The organism is Leucobacter faecis, assembly GCF_054456635.2.
In genome coordinates, this window is the sequence record NZ_JBTJEP020000020.1 from 55,688 (window position 1) to 72,132 (window position 16,445).

A 16,445-nucleotide genomic window follows, 5' to 3' on the forward strand; every position below is an offset into this window, starting at 1 on the left:
CAACTGACCCCGCGCACGCGCGCAGACGCTCCTCGCCGCCACAACACATATAGACTCGAATGGCTTTAGCCAGTTCAAACATAGGAGTTTGTGTGTCGGTTGAGATTGCAGAACGTTTGTCGAGCCTCGGCGCAAAGATTGAGCAGCAGCGCGCGTCGATTGAGACGGAAGAAGCTACGAAGAACGCGTTCGTGATGCCTTTCATTTCCTTGATCTTGGGGTACGACGTGTTCAACCCAAACGAGGTCGTACCGGAGTTCACTGCAGACGTGGGCACCAAAAAGGGCGAGAAAGTCGACTACGCGATCGTCAAGGACAGCGATGTGCAGATCCTAATCGAGTGCAAGCATGTGGGTGCACCGCTCAACATCAAACATGCGTCGCAGCTGTTTCGCTATTTTTCGGCCACGAACGCACGTATTGCCATTTTGACGAACGGTGATGACTATCACTTCTATACAGACCTCGATGCGCCAAACAAGATGGATGAGAAGCCATTTCTCATGGTGCAGGTATCTGACCTAGATCCAGTGTCAGTTCCTGAATTGCGCAAGCTCAGCAAGGACGAGTTCGACCTTGACTCAGTGATCAGTGCAGCGGAAGAGCTGAAGTATGTTGGTGGCCTGAAGCGGGTGTTGGCTGCCCAGTTCGCAGAACCGGATGCCGAGTGGGTTAAGTTCTTGACGACCCGAGTGTATGAGGGATCATTCACGCAAAAGGTACGAGACCAGTTCTCCGGTCTTGTAACCAAGGCCACACGTCAGTTCTTGAATGATCGGGTCAACGACCGTTTGAAAGCAGCTTTGGGCGGGCAAACATCGGTCCCAGATAACGGCTCCGTGACTTCGCCCGAAGCCAGCGAGCACGTAGCAGAAGCGTCTGCCGTGACCGCAGATGTTAAGGACGGGATCGAGACGACGCTCGAAGAGCTCGAAGGGTTCCAAATTGTTCGGGCGATCGTGTGTAGTGAGGTGTCTCCAGCACGGATCGCTCAGCGAGATACCAAGAGCTATTTCGGCATTCTGCTTGACGATAACAACAGAAAACCTCTTGCACGTCTCTGGTTTAACGCCGGGCAGAAATACATCGGGCTATTCGATGAAGACAAAGTGGAGACGCGCCACCCAATCGACCGCCCCGAAGACATCTACAACTTCGCAGAGCACCTCAGGGCTTCGGTTCACTACTACGAGTGACTTCGCTAAACCCACTGACCGGGTGCTGTGGTGAGCGGCGTATCTGCTGGGTGGCAGGGCCACCCAGCAGCCTGAGCGTTGTGCGCACCCGGCAAGCAACGCACTACCACCAACCACTACCCCTCGAACGCCACGCTCCCGTCCACCAGCGTCAGCACCGATCGTGAACCCAGCAACGCGGCGGGGGGTGCAGAAAGCGCGTGCGCGCCCCACACCACGAGGTTTGCGCGGTAGCCCGGGGCCAGGCGGCCCACCGAGGTTTCGACGCGCGAGGCGTAGGCCGCCCCAGACGTGAACGCCGCAAGCGCTTCGGCCGGCGTGAAGACTCGTGAGGGCGCGTACGCCGCCCGCGACGTGTCCAGTGCAGAGCGCCCGGTCAGCGCGATGAACAGGTTGTCGGGGGCGAAGTGCGGGGCGGTCGGCGCGTCGGTGCCGAGCGCGATCGGAATGCCCGCCGCGCGCATCTTGTGCCAAGGGAAGCCCTCAGACGCCCGCGGTGCACCAAGCACCGCCTTCCAGTTATCGAGCACGGCGGGGTCGCAGTGCACCGGCTGCATCGACGCCGTAACGCCCAGCGCGGCCATGCGCGCGATCGTGTCGTCGGCGACGTACTCGAGGTGCTCGACGCGCGGCCGGCGCGCCGCAAACGCGCCCCCCACGCCGTTCACGCGCATGCACTCTTCAACCATGTCGAGCGCGATCGTGCTCGCCTCGTCGCCGATCGCGTGCAGCGCGAGCTGCAGCCCCGCCGCATCGGCTGCAACAGCCACGGGCAGAGCAAACGAACGCTCCCAGATCGGCCGGGGCAGTGCGCCGTTCACAAACGGGTCGCGCATTGACGCGGTGCAGGCGTCGATCACGCCGTCGAGAATAAACTTCACGCCTACGATGCGCAGCCACTCATCACCAAAATCGGCGGCAACCTCGTCGCGTACCCGCACGACCTCTTCGATCTGCGCTAGGTCTTGCTCGAGTGAGCCCGTCGCGGTGAGCAGCCAGTGCGCGTTCACGGGAAACGGCAGGCGCCCGTCGCGGTCAAGAATGCGGCGGTAGGCGGCGAGGTCTGCGGGCCCAAAGGCCATCTCGGTCGCGCCCGTCACCCCGGTTTCGAGGTAGGCGTCGAACGCGGCCGCCAAGAACCGGTCGCGGTCTGCGTCGGTCGCGACCTGCTCGAGGTAACCCCACGCGTACTTCACGGCCGCGGTTTCGATCAAGAACCCGGTCGCGTCACCGTGCTCGTCGCGCACGATCTCGCCGCCCACCGGGTCGGGAGTCTCGCGCGTAATCCCCATCGCCTCAAGCGCGGCCGTGTTCACCCACGCCGAGTGCAGGTCGTTCGCGTCAAGCAGCACGGGCACGTCTGACACGACCTCGTCAATCACGGCCGCGGTCGGCTGCTCGCCCTCGGCAAACAGGTCGAACATCCAGCTCGTGCCGGTCACGATCTGCCCATCGGGCTGGGCAGCGCGCCGCTCGGCGAGCCGGCGCTGCACCTCGGCAAGCGTGCCAGCATCGCGCAGCTGCACCTTCGACAGCGCCTCGCCCAGCATCATCATGTGCGCGTGCCCCTCGATGATGCCCGGCGTCACGAGCGCGCCGCCCAGGTCGACCTCGGTCGCCCGGGGACCTGCCACGCTGCGCACCGACGCCAGGTCGCCCGCGGCGAGCACAAGCCCGCCCTGCACGGCCACGCACTCGCGTGGGGCGTGCGCCGCCTCGCCGGTAAACACCGTCGCGTTCGTGTAAATCGTCGCCGTTGCTGCTGCGTTCTCGAGGCTCATGAGGGCTCGCTTTCTGAGTGTGGTGTGGTTTGAGGCTATCGGGCCGGTTTGTGGCCGCGATGAAAGATCCGGATCTGCCGCTTACGCCATCTGCGGGTAGCGCGCCAGGGCGCGCTCTGCCCCGACCGAGACCCGCGCGATCGCGACGGTGGGTGCGATGGCGGCGAAGCTCACGAGGCCCATGAGCAGCGTGAACAGGGGCACGCCGAGCCACGCGATGAACACGCTGCCGATGAGCGGCGCGAAGCTAGAGCCGACGAGGTAGGCGCCCAGCAGGGGGCCCGACCAGCGGCCGCGCGCGTCGAGACCCGCGGCGGTCGCGATGAACAGCGAGAACGCGAACGCATAGATCGCATTGACCGCGATGATCAGGGCCGCGAGCACGACGGGATCGGCGGTGAGACCGATCGCGATCTTCACGCCGCCGCCGAGGGCGAGCGCGATCGCGAGCGGCAGGGCGCGGCCGATGCGGTCACCCGCGACGGTGACGAGCAGCATGCCGAGGATTCCGCCGGCAGCCGCGAGGCTGAGCGTGAAACCGAGGGGCTTCTCGCCTAAGCCGACCGCGTCGCCGAGCACGGGAGCCATCGTCCAGATCGCGTCTTCGCTCGTACCCCACAGCGCGAACACGACGAGCACGCCGACGCCCGCGATGGTGATGCGGCGCGGGGCCGCGATCTTGAGGGAGCTCGTCACGTCGACGGGGGCGGCGTGCTCGGGGGAGTTCGGCAGCCAGGCGACGAGGGCGAGGCCCGCGAGTGAGATGAGTGCCAGTGTGGTGAACACGCTCAACTGCGTGATGCCCACGAGCGGAATGATCGCGAGCACGATCGTGATGAGCACGCGGTTGGTGAGCCCGCTCGCCGCCGCGACCCGGTTGGGGTTGCGCAGGGCGGCGATGGCCGCGCCCGAGGTGGAGATGGCGGTGCCAACACCCGCTCCGCCCGCGATCAGCGCGACCGCCGCGACCGCCGGGGTGGCGATGGCCGCGCCCGCACCAAACGCCACGACGGCGATGACGAGGCCCGCGGCCGCGAGTGGGCGGCGGCGCGCGCCTGAGGCGAGACGTGAGCTTGCGAGCCCCACAACGGCCGAGGCGAGCAGCGCCCACGTGAGCACGTTGCCGCCCGCGATTGGGTCGAAGCCGAGCCCGCTAAGCGCGGTCAGAATGTGGGGCGCGAGGTTTGCCATCATGAGGCTCGCGAGCGCCACGATGAAGGTGGCGCTGCCGTTTCTTAGGGTGAGGCGTAAGCGGGGGTCAGTCATGGGGGTCTCGATTCCGGCGTCGTCGGCGGTGGGTGGGGTGGCGCATTAACCGAAACACTTTCGGTTAATCGTGTTTATCGTGCCCCCTGTGGGAAGATCTGTCAAGTAGACGCCCAGTCAAGGAGGATCAGTGGCACGCCCCCGCACCACCAAGCTCAGCCCAGAGATCATCGGTCGCGCCGCGATTGACTACGTCGAAGCGGGCAATGACCTGCAGCTCGTGCCCCTCGCGAAGCGACTCGGTGTGAGCGTCTCGTCGCTCTACCACCACGTGGCCGGGCGCGACGGCGTAATTCAGGCCATGCGTCAGGTGCTCGTGCCCGAGTACATCCCTGCCGCGCCCGCCGGTGCGGCGGGGGATGACTGGGAGGCGCGGATCCGGAGCGAGGTCGAACTCACCTGGCGCATGTACGCCGATCACCCGCGGGTGCTGCAGCTCATGCTCACCGTGGTGATCGACGAGCCCGATGTGCTGCGGTTTTACTCGGTGCTCACCGATGCGCTCGGTGAGGCCGGGGTGCCCGATGACGAGATTCTTACGACCATCGAAGTAATTGACGCGTTCACGTTTGGTGCCGCGCTCGACGCGCTCTCGCCCGACGAGATCCTGCGGCCGGGCGAGACGGGCGGCAAGCTTGCCGAGCTGCTGCCCGCCCACCCTGTGGGTCGCGTGCGCAACCGGCGCGTGTTCGACCGGGGGCTCGACCTGTTGCTCGCCGGTGTTCGGGCGGGCGCAGGGAGCGGGCCTGCGGGAGCGCGTGGAGCGAGCGGGGCGCGTGGGGCGAGTGGGTCGCGGGAGCCGCGTGGCTGACGTGCGCGTACGTGCCCCGCTCTGGACGCCGGTAGCCGCGGGGATCGTGTGCAGCCTGGTGGCCTTCACAGCCGCCTTCGCGGTGGTGCTCAGCGGGCTGCAATCGGTCGGCGCTACCCCCTCGCAGGCCGCGTCGGGGCTGCTCGCCGTCACCGTCACGATGGGCGCCGCGAGCATCCTGCTGTCTTGGCGTTACCGCATGCCCATCACCTCAGCCTGGTCGACCCCCGGCGCCGCGCTGCTCATGACGACGGGCCTCGTCACCGGGGGCTGGCCCGCCGCGATCGGCGCGTTCATCGCCTGCGGCGTGCTGCTCACCATCACTGGGTTGTGGCCGGGGCTCGCCCGGCTCGTGCAGCGGATCCCGGTGCCCCTCGCGCAGGCGATGCTCGCGGGGATCCTGCTGCCGTTGTGTATCGCCCCGGTGACGGCCCTCGTAACAAACCCGCTGCCCGTCGCGCCCATCGTGGTGACCTGGCTCGTGATGACGCGGGTGAGCCCCAAGTGGGCGGTGCCGGTGGCGCTCGCGGTCGGGATGGTGGCGATCGCGGTGAGCCTCAACGTCGCGGGGGCGGTGCCCGCGGCCAGCACGCTCATTCCGCACATCGAGTGGACCACCCCCACGGTGACACTGCAGGCGCTCACCGGTGTGGCGTTGCCGCTGTACATCGTGACGATGGCGTCACAGAACATTCCCGGTGTCGCCGTCATGTCGGGCCTCGGGTACACCGTGCCCTGGCGGCCCGCCCTCACGGTCACCGGCGTCGCCTCGATCGTGAGCGCCCCGTTTGGTGGGCACGCGGTCAACCTCGCCGCGATCAGCGCCGCGCTCGCCGCGGGCCCCGAGGCCGGGCCCAAAGAGCGACGGTGGGTGGCCGGCGTCGCCGCGGGTGTGAGCTATCTCGTGCTGGGAGCGTTGAGCGCGGGCCTCGTGACCGCCGTGCTCGCTGCCCCCGCAGAGATCGTGCAGACGGTCGCGGGCATCGCACTGTTTGCGACCTTCGCTGCGGCGTGCACGAGCGCCATGGCCGACCCGGCGCTCAGGTTGCCAGCCGCGGTCACGCTCGCGGTCGCAGCATCGGGAGTCAGCGCTGGCGGTCTCAGCTCGGCGTTCTGGGCACTCGTGGCCGGCATTGTGCTGGCCGCGTTGCTCGCACCGCGCACTGCGATCAAGAAGAGGTCGCGCCAATAGGGCTGCTGCCGCAGAGTTTCTGCAGTCGGCCCCTCATAACTCGGTCAGCCACACGATCGCGGTCATGTTTTGCCTCTCTCGGGGCCGCAGGTGGTGGTTATGAGCCCTCATAACCACCACTCGTGGCCCCACGCGTGCGAGGGCAGGCCCTCGTGGGCGCCTGTGCCCGCATACACTCGGGGTGTGACTATGCGACGCGGAGCTCTCATCGGCGTGATTCTGACGTGCGCGGCGCTCGCCGCCTGCCTCGTCGCGGTGCTGTGGCGCGGCGACGCTCGGGCGAGCGGCGCTGCGTCTGCGTCTGCGTCTGCCGGGGCCGGGGCTGGGGCCGGGCACCAGAGCCCCGACACCGATGGCACAACCGTGACCGACGTCACCGTGACCGACCTCACCGTGCCGGGGCCCGCGGCGCGAGCTGGCGGCGGCGAGCCGCGATCCGGAGCGAACGGCAGCTCGCCCACCGCCGCAAGAGCGGCCCAGGCCAGTGAGCACAGCGCGAGCAGCCCCGGCAGCCGCAGCAGTGCCGCCAGCGAGCAGCGTGCCGGCGGCAGGATCAACCGCGCAGGGTCGGCCGAGATCGCGGTGCGGCGCTACGACCCAGCCCCCGCGACGCCCGGGGAAGCGGCAGAACCGTGGGCGACGCTCGTGTGGGCCCACGGCGGATCGTTCGTGCGCGGCGGCCTCGATATGCCCGAGGCCGATTGGGCCGCGCGGCAGTTCGCGGCCGCGGGCATGCGCGTCTACTCGGTCGATTACGTGCTCGCGAGCGACACGGTGAAGGCTCCGGCGCCCGCGAACGACGTCGCCGCGGTCGCCCGCTGGGCCGAGCGCACCGAGCGGGCCCCGCTCGTGATCGGCGGCGCGAGCGCGGGCGCGCACCTCGCGGCCCTCGCCGCGCTCGACCGGGCCGAGGCTGCGCGCGCGGGCGATGGGGCGGCCGCGGTCGCCCTGCTGCTCGAGTACCCCACGCTGCACCGCGTGCAGCGCCCCGATGCCGCGCTGGCCGAGGCGACGGCGGGGCTCGCTGAGGGGCTGCGATTTGCTCCGGATCGCATCGCCGCGATGTACGCCACCCATTTGGGCGAGGAGCCGGGTGATGGTGTTGGTGTTGGTGTTGGTGGCGTTGGTGGCGTTGGTGGCGTTGGTGGCGTTGGTGCTGGCGTGGGTGGTGGCGCTGGTGGAGTATCGCCGCTGGTCGTGGGTGAAATTGGGCCCGAGCGGCTCGCGCTTCTACCGCCGACAGTGATTGTGAACGCCGAGTTTGACGACCTGCGCGCATCGGGAGAACAGTTTGCCGAACAGCTCGCGGTCGCCGGGGTGCGCGTGGTCGAATACACGCAGGCCGGCACCGTGCACGGATACCTCAACCGCCCGACAGAGTCGCCCGAGGCGACAGCCAGTGCGCAGCAGACGATCGACCGGCTAGTGGCTGGCGCGCGCGAAGCGGTCGGCCAATAGCGCGCCGGTAGCCTTCTCTCAGGCGGTCCCACCCCGCAGGCCCGTGCGTGACGTTCGGTATCGATGCGACGAGACAGTATCGAAATGACGAGTCGGTATCGAAATGACGAGTCGGTATCGAAATGACGTATTTATCATGCAGGCTCGTCATTTCGATACCGACTCGTCGTCCCCCGTCACTCCCACCCCGTCACTCCCACCCCGTCGTCCCCCGTCACTCCCACCCCGTCACTCCCACCCCGTCGTCCCCGTCACTCCCACCCCGTCATTCTGCGCCCGCTGCCACACCCGTCATTCTGCGCGAGCTTGCGAGTCGCAGAATCCAGCACACTCGTGCCCCGCAATGCTCCGCGCTCTCGACCTGCGCCGGCGTTCGTGCCACGATGGAGGCGTCGAGGGCGCGCCGCCGACGTCGCGCCGAGACGTTTAAAGAATGGAGTGCGTGATGCGCTACTTGCTACTGGTTCAGGGTGCCCCGCCCGAGGAGGACGCGGCGCGTGGCGCCGCACGCATTGAAGGTGACATCGCGTTTGCGGCGAAGCTCGACGATGAGCTCTCGGCGACGTCTGAGCTCGAGTGGAGTGAGGTGCTGGGGCCGGGCGACCGATCGCGCGTGGTCGGCCCCGACGGCTCGGCCTGGTCGGGCGGTGTCACCGGGGTAACGCGGGTGTGGGCGGTGCGCGTGGGCACGCTCGATCGTGCCCACGAGCTGGCGGGCCGTATCGCAAGTGAATTGGGCGTCAACGTTGAGGTGCGCGAATGTTTGGCGGGCGCGCAGCGGCCCTAGCCTGGCCGTGAACGCGAAAGGGTCGCACTGCAAGGTGAGAGATGCTATCTATATGCGCCAATAGCAGGTTAAACTGCTAGCTATAGATGCCATCTACGATGAAGGTGCAACGTGGTGGGTCGAACTTCGCCTGCTCGCCAGCGGCGGCTCGTGACGCTGGGTGAAAACGTGCAGGCCTGGCGCAAGTTACAGGGCATGAGTGCTTCAGAGCTGGCTCGTCGCGCCCACGTAACGCGTGAAACCCTGCGCGCCATCGAGCAGGGAACGGGGTCACCCAAATTGGACTCGCTCATGTCGGTGATCACGGCACTCGGGTTCGCCGACCACTTTGTGTCGGGTGCCGACCCCTTCAACACGGACTCCGGCCGGGCGCTGGCCCTCCAACGGGCTGACAAGCGGCGAAGCTAGCACCGATTCAGAACAGGGCCGCAGCGCGGGCGCGGGTGTCTACTCAGCCCTGGCTCCCGTTCGTGATGCGCGGACTATGCCTTCATGAACTGGTGCGCTGAATAGGAGGCTTCCAACATCACGCCGAGATCGCCTCGACGATCTTGCCGCTCTCGCTGAGTCGTCTAACCTGCCCGGCTACACCCTTCATCGTGCGCGAGCAGATTGCTTCACACTGGTCGCCTCAAGCAGCCCGAGCTGCTCTGGACGACACCCTGCACCGCCGCAGAGCTCCTGCGATCTCATCGCGGTAAAATTGATGGAGACGGGAGGCATGATTGGGTACGTCGAAACTTAGCGCTGAACAGCGACGGTTGCGTGCAGTGGTAGACGCCCGGCGGTCATCTGAGCTTGAGGGGTCACGGAGCACAGACGAGACCCGTCTCGACCAAGATGCCTACGTTCGTGGCGAGATCGATATCGATCAGCTGGGCCAACGAGTGCGTGAGCGTTACGGGATGTCTTGACCAATTTGCGGCCTTGCGAGCATGAAGGTAGTGAGTCCGGTTGGAGCGGGTGTTTCAGCGCTTGGGCAGCGCTGTGCAGACTAGGCCCGAGTGAGCTGGTGCGCGCGCTGATAAGACACTCCCAGCACCTCGCCGATCTCGCGCACACTCATGTGGAACTCTTCATGCAGCTGCCGGGCCGCCGCTCGCGCGGCCGCAGCCGCGGCCGACTGCGACTGCTTTGCGATCTCGCGCAGCCGTGAAGCCTCACTCAGCTGCGCTTCTACTGCGACAGGGAGCACCGGTACGACAGATATCGTGATTTCGTGCTCGGGCAACTCGGTCACAAATGAGATCGCTTCGATAATCTCGTCGGCCTCGCTGAGCCGTCGAACCTGTGTGATCGCGCCCGGCGCTTCGTCGGCTTGAAGCACCCACCATTTGCCCGAACGCTCCGCGTGAACTGTGAAGTGACTCACCGCCACCACCCCTTTCCAAACTCGGCTGCAAACTGATCGAAGAACTTACGCGCAGTGAGATCATCAATCTCGTTGTGGCGACCCAACGTTGACTTGCTTTTGCTCAACACCCAATCTGGGCGATTGAATTCTTGCCTGTAGCGGGGAGTATACGTGCGGTGAAGTCTGGGAGCGCAAGCCCCTGGGGTACGATCCTCGTATGCAGCTCAGCAGCAATGACGCAAAGTATCTGGGCCTCGCCGTCGAGGAGGCCGAACTCGGCTGGAACGAGGGCGGCGTGCCCATCGGTGCCGCGTTGGTGCACCACAGCAAACACGGCGACAGAGTGCTCGCGGTGGGGCGTAATCAGCGCGTACAGATGGGGAGCGCGATTCGGCACGGCGAGACCGATTGCCTTGAAAACGCGGGGCGCCTCCCTGCGAGTGTGTATCGCGAATGCACGCTCTATACGACACTGTCCCCCTGCACCATGTGCGCGGGAGCGGCCGTGCTCTATGACATTCCGCGCATTGTGATCGGCGAGAACCGAAGCTTTCAGGTGTCTGAGGGATGGCTCGCAAGCCACCGCGTCGAACTCGTCATCGCCGACGACGAGACCTGCATCGCCCTCATGCAGCGCATGCTCAGCGAGCGCCCCGAGGTTTGGGCCGAGGACATCGGCGTCGATGTTGACGATCTCGCGAGCTAACGTGATGCGCGCCCCGAACTCGACGGCCAACCGAGCCGCCAGCTGCTAGTCCTAACTGCCCTAGCCGGCGAGCGCGGCGAGCAGGCCGTCGACGTCGGCCTCGGTCGTGTCGAACGCGCACATCAAGCGGTACAGGCCCGGCTCGGTGGGCCACTGGCCAAACCGGTACTGCGCCTGCGCGCGCGCAGCGCGCTCCTGTGGCAAGCGCACAAAAACGGCGTTCGACTCAACTGGATGCGCGATCCGGATCGCGGAATCAGTGCGCGCCAGCAGCTCAATGCCGGCCGCGAGCCGGGCGGCCATCGCGTTCGCGTGGCGCGCCGAGCGCAGCCACAGATCGCCGTCGTAGAGCGCGTTCAGCTGGGCCGAGGTGAAGCGCATCTTCGACGCGAGCTGCAGATTCAGCTTGCGCAGGTAGGGCATGCCGGGCGCGCTGCCGGGCCGCAGCACGACGACCGCCTCGGCTCCCATCAGGCCGTTCTTCGTGCCACCGAGACTCACGATGTCGGCGCCCGCATCGGTGGTGAGCTCGGCGAGGGTCGCACCCTGGTGCGCGGCCGCGTTGGCGAGCCTCGAGCCGTCGACGTGCAACAGCATGCCGTGCTCGTGCGCTTGATCGGCGAGCGCCCGAATCTCGGCGGGCGCGTAGCAGGTGCCCAGCTCGGTGACCTGTGAGATGGAGACGGCGAGGGGCTCGGCCCGGTGCTCGTTACCCCAGCCCCACGCTTCGTGCGCAACGAGCTCGGGGGTGAGCTTGCCGTCGGGGGCATCGACCGTGAGCAGCTTCAGCCCGCCCGTCTTCTCGGGGGCGCCCGTTTCGTCGCAGTTGATGTGTGAAGAGCGGGCACAGATCACGGCACCCCAGCGCGGCAGCACCGCCTGCAGTGCGAGCACGTTTGCACCCGTGCCATTGAGCACGGGGAACGCCTCGGCCGGGGTACCGAAGATCTGTTTAGCGAGCGCGTGAAAGTGAGCGGTCTGGGAGTCGCCGCCGTAGGCGGGCTCGTGACCTGTGCCCGCGCGGGCAAGGGCGTCGAGCACCTCTGGGTGCACGCCCGCCCAGTTGTCTGAGGCGAATGAAGTGGAAGCTGCGCTGCTGGAGTTCATCGAAGTCACAGGATAAGCCTACGGGCAGCCGGTTGTGCACAGGGCTGTGGATCTATCCACGGGTCTATCCCCGAAGTTATCCACAGGAGTTATCCACCTGTTAGTAAGTGTTGTGGATTCGTCCACAATCCGTGGAAAATCTCGAATTGGCGCGCTGGTGCCTGTGAAATGCCCGCCGCGCCCGGTGTGCTCACTCACTTTTCACAACTTACCCACACATTTATCCCCAGCTGTGAGTAATTACATCCGTGTAGTTCTCGAAATGGGGATGGGGATAACTTTGCCGGTTGCTGGGTGTGTGTAAAAGTCGGCTACACATCGACCCGAACGGGGCAAAAGAGCGGCGTTTGGGGCGGTGAATCGAGGCGCCTGTGGATAATTACACGCGTGTGATTCAACACTTGTGGGAATTATTGGCCCTCGTTTTGCCGCATGAAATCAACGAAGTTGGGTGCTTCGCAAAGCTGCCCGGGCGCGCCCTTCACAAAGTTGCCCACAGCTTTCCTCACGGTTGTGGATAACTGTGTATAACCTGCCGTGGGCGCTGCCGCGGGCGCTGCCGCGGGCGCTGCCGCGGGCGCTGCCGCGCGAAGCCATCCACCGACCGGTGGATACGAAGATCAGCCGCCAGACCCCTACCGCGCCCGCGCGGCGAACGAAAAGATTAGAGCATGAGCATTCAAGAAGAAGTCGTGGGGCCACCTGACCCCGCCAGCCTCGCCGTGAGCGTGCGCGGGCTCACGAAACGCTACGGCGCGCAGCAGGTGCTCGCGGGGCTCGATCTCGACATCGCGCGCGGCGAAACGTACGCCCTGCTCGGCCCCAACGGCGCGGGCAAGAGCACAGCGATCGAGACGCTCGAGGGCCTGCGTCGCCCCGACGCGGGCACCGTGCAGGTGCTCGGCGAGCAACCGCTGAACGCGCCGCGCGGCTGGCGCTCACGCATCGGCATCGTTGCGCAGACCACGGGCGACCTCGGCCCCTACACGCCCCGCGAACTCGTAAACCACTTTGCGGCGCTTTCGCCTCGCCCGCGCCCCACCGACGAGGTGCTCGATCTCGTCGGGCTCACCGCCCAGGCGGGCAAGCGCGCCAACAAGCTCTCGGGCGGCCAGCAGCGCCGCCTCGACGTTGCCCTCGGCATCGTCGGCAACCCCGAACTGCTGTTTCTCGACGAGCCGACGACCGGATTCGACCCCGAGGCTCGCCGCCAGTTCTGGAGCATGCTGCAGGGGCTCAGCGCCGAGGGCGTCTCGATCTTGCTCACCACGCATTACCTCGACGAGGCCGCGCAGCTCGCAGACCGCGTCGGCGTGCTCACCGGCGGCCAGATAGTGGCCGAAGCACCCCCGGCGCTCCTCGGCGGGGCCGAAGCCCGTGTGCCGATCGTGCGCTGGCGAGACGCCAAGGGGGAGCTGCGGGAGGAGCGCACCGAGGCACCCGCCGCGCTCGTGCGCCAGCTCAGCGCGCTCCGCGAGAACGGCGAGAGCGGCGAGAACGTCGAACCCACCGAACTCGCAGTGCGTAGGCCCTCACTCGAAGACATCTACCTTGGCCTGATCGCCGAGGACCGCATCGTGCACGACGCACCCCAAGAGTCCGCAACCTCCGCCGCGACCGTCGTGGCCACGCGCACCACTGCACCGCACACCAGCAAGAAGAAGGCTGAGGCCACACGATGAACACGCACTCCGCTGCTGCGCCACCCAAGTCAAGGCCCACCTCGCCCACGGCGGTGGGTGCACACGGCTGGGCTCGATCCGGATCGCACACCGCCGTCGCCCCTAAACCCGTGGGCATCTGGCGGGCCGGGGCCGCCGCGATGCGCATGGAGCTGCGCGCCTACTTTCGTACGACGGACACGGTGTTCTTCACCTTCTTGTTTCCGATCTTGATGCTGGGCATTTTTGGCGTCGCGTTTGAATCGGCGGGCGAGATCGGCGCGAAGCCCGACGGCACCGGCGGCGTCACGATGGCGGGGTACTACCTGCCGGGCATGGTGGCCGCCGCGCTGCTGCTGTCGGGGGTGCAGAACCTCGCGATCGATATCGCGCGCGAACGCAGCGAAGGGTGGCTGCGGAGGCTGGGAGGCACGTCGATGTCGCCGGTCTCGTACTTTCTGGGTAAGGCGGGCATGATTCTCGCCACCTCGATCGCGCAGGTCGCCCTGCTGTTCGCGTTCGCCGTGTTTGCGCTGGGGGTCGAGCTGCCAAGCGACCCGGCGCTGTGGCTGCGGTTTGCGTGGCTGTTTGTGCTCGGCATCGCCACGATGACCCTGCTGGGGGTCGCGCTGTCGGCGCTGCCGCGCACCTCGCGTAGCGCCACCGCCGTCGTGCTACCCATCGTGCTGCTGCTGCAGTTTGTGTCGGGCGTCTACCTGCAATTCTCGATGCTGCCAGTATGGCTGCAAGACGTGGCCTCACTGTTTCCGCTGAAGTGGCTCGCGCAGGGCATGCGCAGCGTGTTTCTGCCCGAGCACTTCGCCGCGGCTGAACAGTCGGGTGGCTGGGACCTGGGGCTCGTCGCGCTGAACCTCGCGGGCTGGCTCGTCGCGGGGCTCGTGCTGAGCCTCATCACGTTCAGGTGGGTGCGCCGGTCGTGAGCGGCGACGGTCTTGCGCGGCACCGCCGTGAGAGAGTAAACCCATGACCTCTGCCGCGCCGCTCTCGCGCACACCACTGCGATGGTGGGACGTGGGTGTCACCGCGCTCACGCTGCTGTTGTGCGTGCCGGGCGGCGCGGGCGCCATCGACTGGGCAGACGCGGGCAGCGGCGCAGGCGGTCGCCTCGCCCTCAACCTCGGCGTGCTCGCCGTCTTCGCGCTGCTCTACGTGGTGCTGGGCCGCGCGGCGCTGCTGCGCGGAATGCGCGACGCAGACGCCACTCACACCCCCACCCGCAGCCGCGTCTTTCTCGTGCTGCTCGTCGTAACGCTCGGGGTCGCCACGCTCGTCGAACCGAGCTACGCCACGCTGCAGGCGCTCGCCCACCCCATGGCCTGGGTGATCGTGCCCCGGTACCGCACGGCCGTCGCCTGGAGCGCGGCGCTCGCCGCCGCCATTGGCGCGGGCTCGAGCGTCGCATATGCGCGGGCGGGCATTGAGTATCCCGTGTGGACTGCACTCGTGATTGCAGGCCTCTCGTTTGGATTTGCGGTGATTCTTGGCACCTGGATCTCGCGCATCTTCGACCAGTCAGAGCGCTACCGGGCCATCGCGGCAGAGCTGCGCGCATCACAGCGCGACGTGGCCCGGCTGTCGACTGAGGCGGGCGCGGCACAGGAGCGCGAACGGCTGTCGCGCGAGCTGCACGACACGCTCACGCAGACCCTCGCAGGCCTCGTCATGCTCAGCGAGCAGGCCACCCGCGCGCTCGACTCGGGTGACACCGACCGCACCCGCGATCGCCTCGAGCGGGTCGAGTTGGCCGCCCGGGAGGCCGTGATTGAGGCGCGCGCCATCGTAGCGACCACGCAGCCGCTCGGCGACGGCGGGCTCGAAGCCGCCATCGAGCGGGTTGCCCTGCGCATGGCCGCCGACACGGGGCTCGACATCGTGTGCACGCTCGCCGGCTCGGCGATGCTCAGCCGCGAGCTGCAGGTCGTGCTGCTGCGCGCCACCCAGGAGGGGCTCGCGAACGCCCGCAAACACGCCCGCGCCACCCGCGTCGAGGTCACGCTCACCCACTCACCGAACGGAGACACCCGCTTGCTCATCACCGATAACGGCGTAGGCCCGGCGCAGGCCGCCCTCGCCCCCGCAGGTTTCGGGCTCAGCGGCCTCGCCCAGCGCGTGCGCGAGGCCGGCGGTGAGGTGTCGTTTGGCCCGGGAGACCGCGGCGGCGCGCGGCTCGAAGTGCTGCTGCGACGCGGAGAAGGCGCGGCATGATCCGGATCATGGTGGTCGACGACCACCCCGTGGTGCGCGCGGGGGTGTCGGGGTTGCTCGAAACCGAACCCGATTTTGAAGTCGTGGGAGAGGCAGCCTCAGGGGAGGAGGCGCTCGAGCTCGCGGCGGTGGCGCGGCCCGACGTGGTGCTGATGGACCTGCGCATGCCCGGCATGGGCGGCGTTGAAGCGACTCGACGCATCACCGAGGGGCAGGCGCGGCCGCCGCGCGTGCTCGTGTTCACCACGTACGAAGATGACGACCAGATTCTCGCGGCCATCGAGGCGGGCGCGAGCGGATACCTGGTGAAGGCGGGCCCCGCCGAAGAGTTGGCGGCGGGCGTGCGCGCGGTAGCGGCGGGGCAGACGGTGCTTGCGCCCCGGGTCGCCGCACAACTGGTGGCCCGAGCTACGGGCGCGGGTGGGTGGGGGCTGGGAGCCGGAGCGGACACCGCCCCCAGCCTGACACCGCGCGAGACCCAGATCTTGGGGCTCGTGGCCGAGGGGCTCAGCAACCCGGCGATCGCGCGGCGGCTCGTGATTGGCGAGTCAACCGTGAAGACGCACTTGCTGCACGTGTTCGAGAAGCTGGGTGTGCAGGATCGCACTCGCGCCGTGATGCGCGCGCTCGAACTCCGGCTGCTGCCCGACCCGCGCGGTGACTGAGCACGCTAGGCGGTCTCTGCGTGTGCTGACCGCTGAGCGGTGCGTGTGCTGAGCGCTGAGCGGTGCGTGTGCTGAGCGCTGCGTGCGCCAAGACATCGTGCGGCCAAAAGTGGGTGTTATCAGGGCCGATAACACCCACTTTTGGCCGCACGCCCCCGTTGCCAGGCTGCAACACACCTATTCGCCGGAGGCATCGATCTTTGGTGCAGCGGATGTGGGGCCGGATCTAGGCGGA

General features: G+C 67.2%; 16 protein-coding genes. 12 read left to right on the forward strand and 4 right to left on the reverse strand.

Annotated elements, in window-relative coordinates; translation table 11 throughout:
* Positions 1–59 precede the first annotated feature (59 nt).
* Positions 60–1,196, forward strand: coding sequence for a type I restriction endonuclease (locus tag ACXR2T_RS13545; RefSeq protein WP_458838516.1), 1,137 nt, complete (start codon positions 60–62; stop codon positions 1,194–1,196).
* A 116-nt stretch (positions 1,197–1,312) separates the two neighbouring features.
* On the opposite strand, the gene ACXR2T_RS13550 is transcribed toward ACXR2T_RS13545, so the two are convergent.
* Together ACXR2T_RS13550 and ACXR2T_RS13555 are read right to left on the reverse strand one after the other, a co-directional pair.
* Positions 1,313–2,977: an amidohydrolase gene (locus ACXR2T_RS13550; RefSeq protein ID WP_458838515.1), complete on the reverse strand. Its 1,665-nt coding sequence runs from the start codon at positions 2,975–2,977 to the stop codon at positions 1,313–1,315.
* An 81-nt stretch (positions 2,978–3,058) separates the two neighbouring features.
* Positions 3,059–4,243: an MFS transporter gene (locus ACXR2T_RS13555; RefSeq protein WP_458838514.1), complete on the reverse strand. Its 1,185-nt coding sequence runs from the start codon at positions 4,241–4,243 to the stop codon at positions 3,059–3,061.
* Between the two features lie 130 nt (positions 4,244–4,373).
* Here ACXR2T_RS13555 and ACXR2T_RS13560 point away from each other — a divergent pair, with 130 nt between their 5' ends.
* From ACXR2T_RS13560 to ACXR2T_RS13585, 6 genes are all read left to right on the forward strand, one after another.
* A complete protein-coding gene (locus ACXR2T_RS13560) occupies positions 4,374–5,054 on the forward strand; it encodes a TetR/AcrR family transcriptional regulator (protein WP_458838513.1) in 681 nt (226 codons plus the stop codon).
* Complete coding sequence (locus ACXR2T_RS13565; protein ID WP_458838512.1) at positions 5,047–6,246, forward strand: benzoate/H(+) symporter BenE family transporter; 1,200 nt, start codon at positions 5,047–5,049, stop codon at positions 6,244–6,246. Before ACXR2T_RS13560 ends, ACXR2T_RS13565 begins: the two co-directional genes overlap by 8 nt.
* A 189-nt stretch (positions 6,247–6,435) precedes the next feature.
* Entirely contained in the window at positions 6,436–7,704 is a 1,269-nt protein-coding gene (locus ACXR2T_RS13570; protein WP_458838550.1) for an alpha/beta hydrolase, read from the forward strand.
* A gap of 445 nt (positions 7,705–8,149) precedes the next feature.
* Positions 8,150–8,491, forward strand: coding sequence for a YciI family protein (locus ACXR2T_RS13575; protein WP_458838511.1), 342 nt, complete (start codon positions 8,150–8,152; stop codon positions 8,489–8,491).
* Positions 8,492–8,602: 111 nt separating this feature from the next.
* The gene (locus ACXR2T_RS13580) at positions 8,603–8,899 is read left to right on the forward strand and encodes a helix-turn-helix domain-containing protein (RefSeq protein WP_458813377.1); all 297 of its coding nucleotides are present in this window, start codon (positions 8,603–8,605) and stop codon (positions 8,897–8,899) included.
* 362 nt (positions 8,900–9,261) lie between these two features.
* Positions 9,262–9,405 carry an antitoxin VbhA family protein gene (locus ACXR2T_RS13585; protein WP_458813376.1) on the forward strand — a complete coding sequence of 48 codons (144 nt, stop codon included), beginning with the start codon at positions 9,262–9,264 and terminating at the stop codon, positions 9,403–9,405.
* Between the two features lie 80 nt (positions 9,406–9,485).
* Here ACXR2T_RS13585 and ACXR2T_RS13590 read toward each other — a convergent pair whose 3' ends face one another.
* A complete protein-coding gene (locus tag ACXR2T_RS13590; protein ID WP_458813374.1) occupies positions 9,486–9,863 on the reverse strand; it encodes a hypothetical protein in 378 nt (125 codons plus the stop codon).
* Positions 9,864–10,062: 199 nt separating this feature from the next.
* On the opposite strand from ACXR2T_RS13590, the gene ACXR2T_RS13595 reads away from it, so the two are divergent.
* Complete coding sequence (locus tag ACXR2T_RS13595) at positions 10,063–10,551, forward strand: nucleoside deaminase (RefSeq protein WP_458813370.1); 489 nt, start codon at positions 10,063–10,065, stop codon at positions 10,549–10,551.
* 60 nt (positions 10,552–10,611) lie between these two features.
* Here the strand turns inward: ACXR2T_RS13595 and ACXR2T_RS13600 are convergent, their stop codons facing one another.
* Positions 10,612–11,658: a threonine aldolase family protein gene (locus ACXR2T_RS13600; protein WP_458838549.1), complete on the reverse strand. Its 1,047-nt coding sequence runs from the start codon at positions 11,656–11,658 to the stop codon at positions 10,612–10,614.
* Between the two features lie 671 nt (positions 11,659–12,329).
* Between ACXR2T_RS13600 and ACXR2T_RS13605 the strand changes: the two genes are divergently transcribed.
* The 4 genes from ACXR2T_RS13605 (at position 12,330) to ACXR2T_RS13620 (ending at position 16,210) form a co-directional block, all read left to right on the forward strand.
* A complete protein-coding gene (locus tag ACXR2T_RS13605) occupies positions 12,330–13,340 on the forward strand; it encodes an ABC transporter ATP-binding protein (protein ID WP_458813368.1) in 1,011 nt (336 codons plus the stop codon).
* Between the two features lie 140 nt (positions 13,341–13,480).
* Complete coding sequence (locus ACXR2T_RS13610) at positions 13,481–14,260, forward strand: ABC transporter permease (protein ID WP_458813486.1); 780 nt, start codon at positions 13,481–13,483, stop codon at positions 14,258–14,260.
* 43 nt (positions 14,261–14,303) lie between these two features.
* Positions 14,304–15,545 (forward strand): sensor histidine kinase, encoded by a 1,242-nt coding sequence (locus ACXR2T_RS13615; RefSeq protein WP_458813366.1) that lies wholly within the window; start codon positions 14,304–14,306, stop codon positions 15,543–15,545.
* The gene (locus tag ACXR2T_RS13620) at positions 15,542–16,210 is read left to right on the forward strand and encodes a response regulator (protein WP_458813364.1); all 669 of its coding nucleotides are present in this window, start codon (positions 15,542–15,544) and stop codon (positions 16,208–16,210) included. The genes ACXR2T_RS13615 and ACXR2T_RS13620 overlap by 4 nt, the downstream gene beginning before the upstream one ends.
* Positions 16,211–16,445 lie beyond the last annotated feature (235 nt).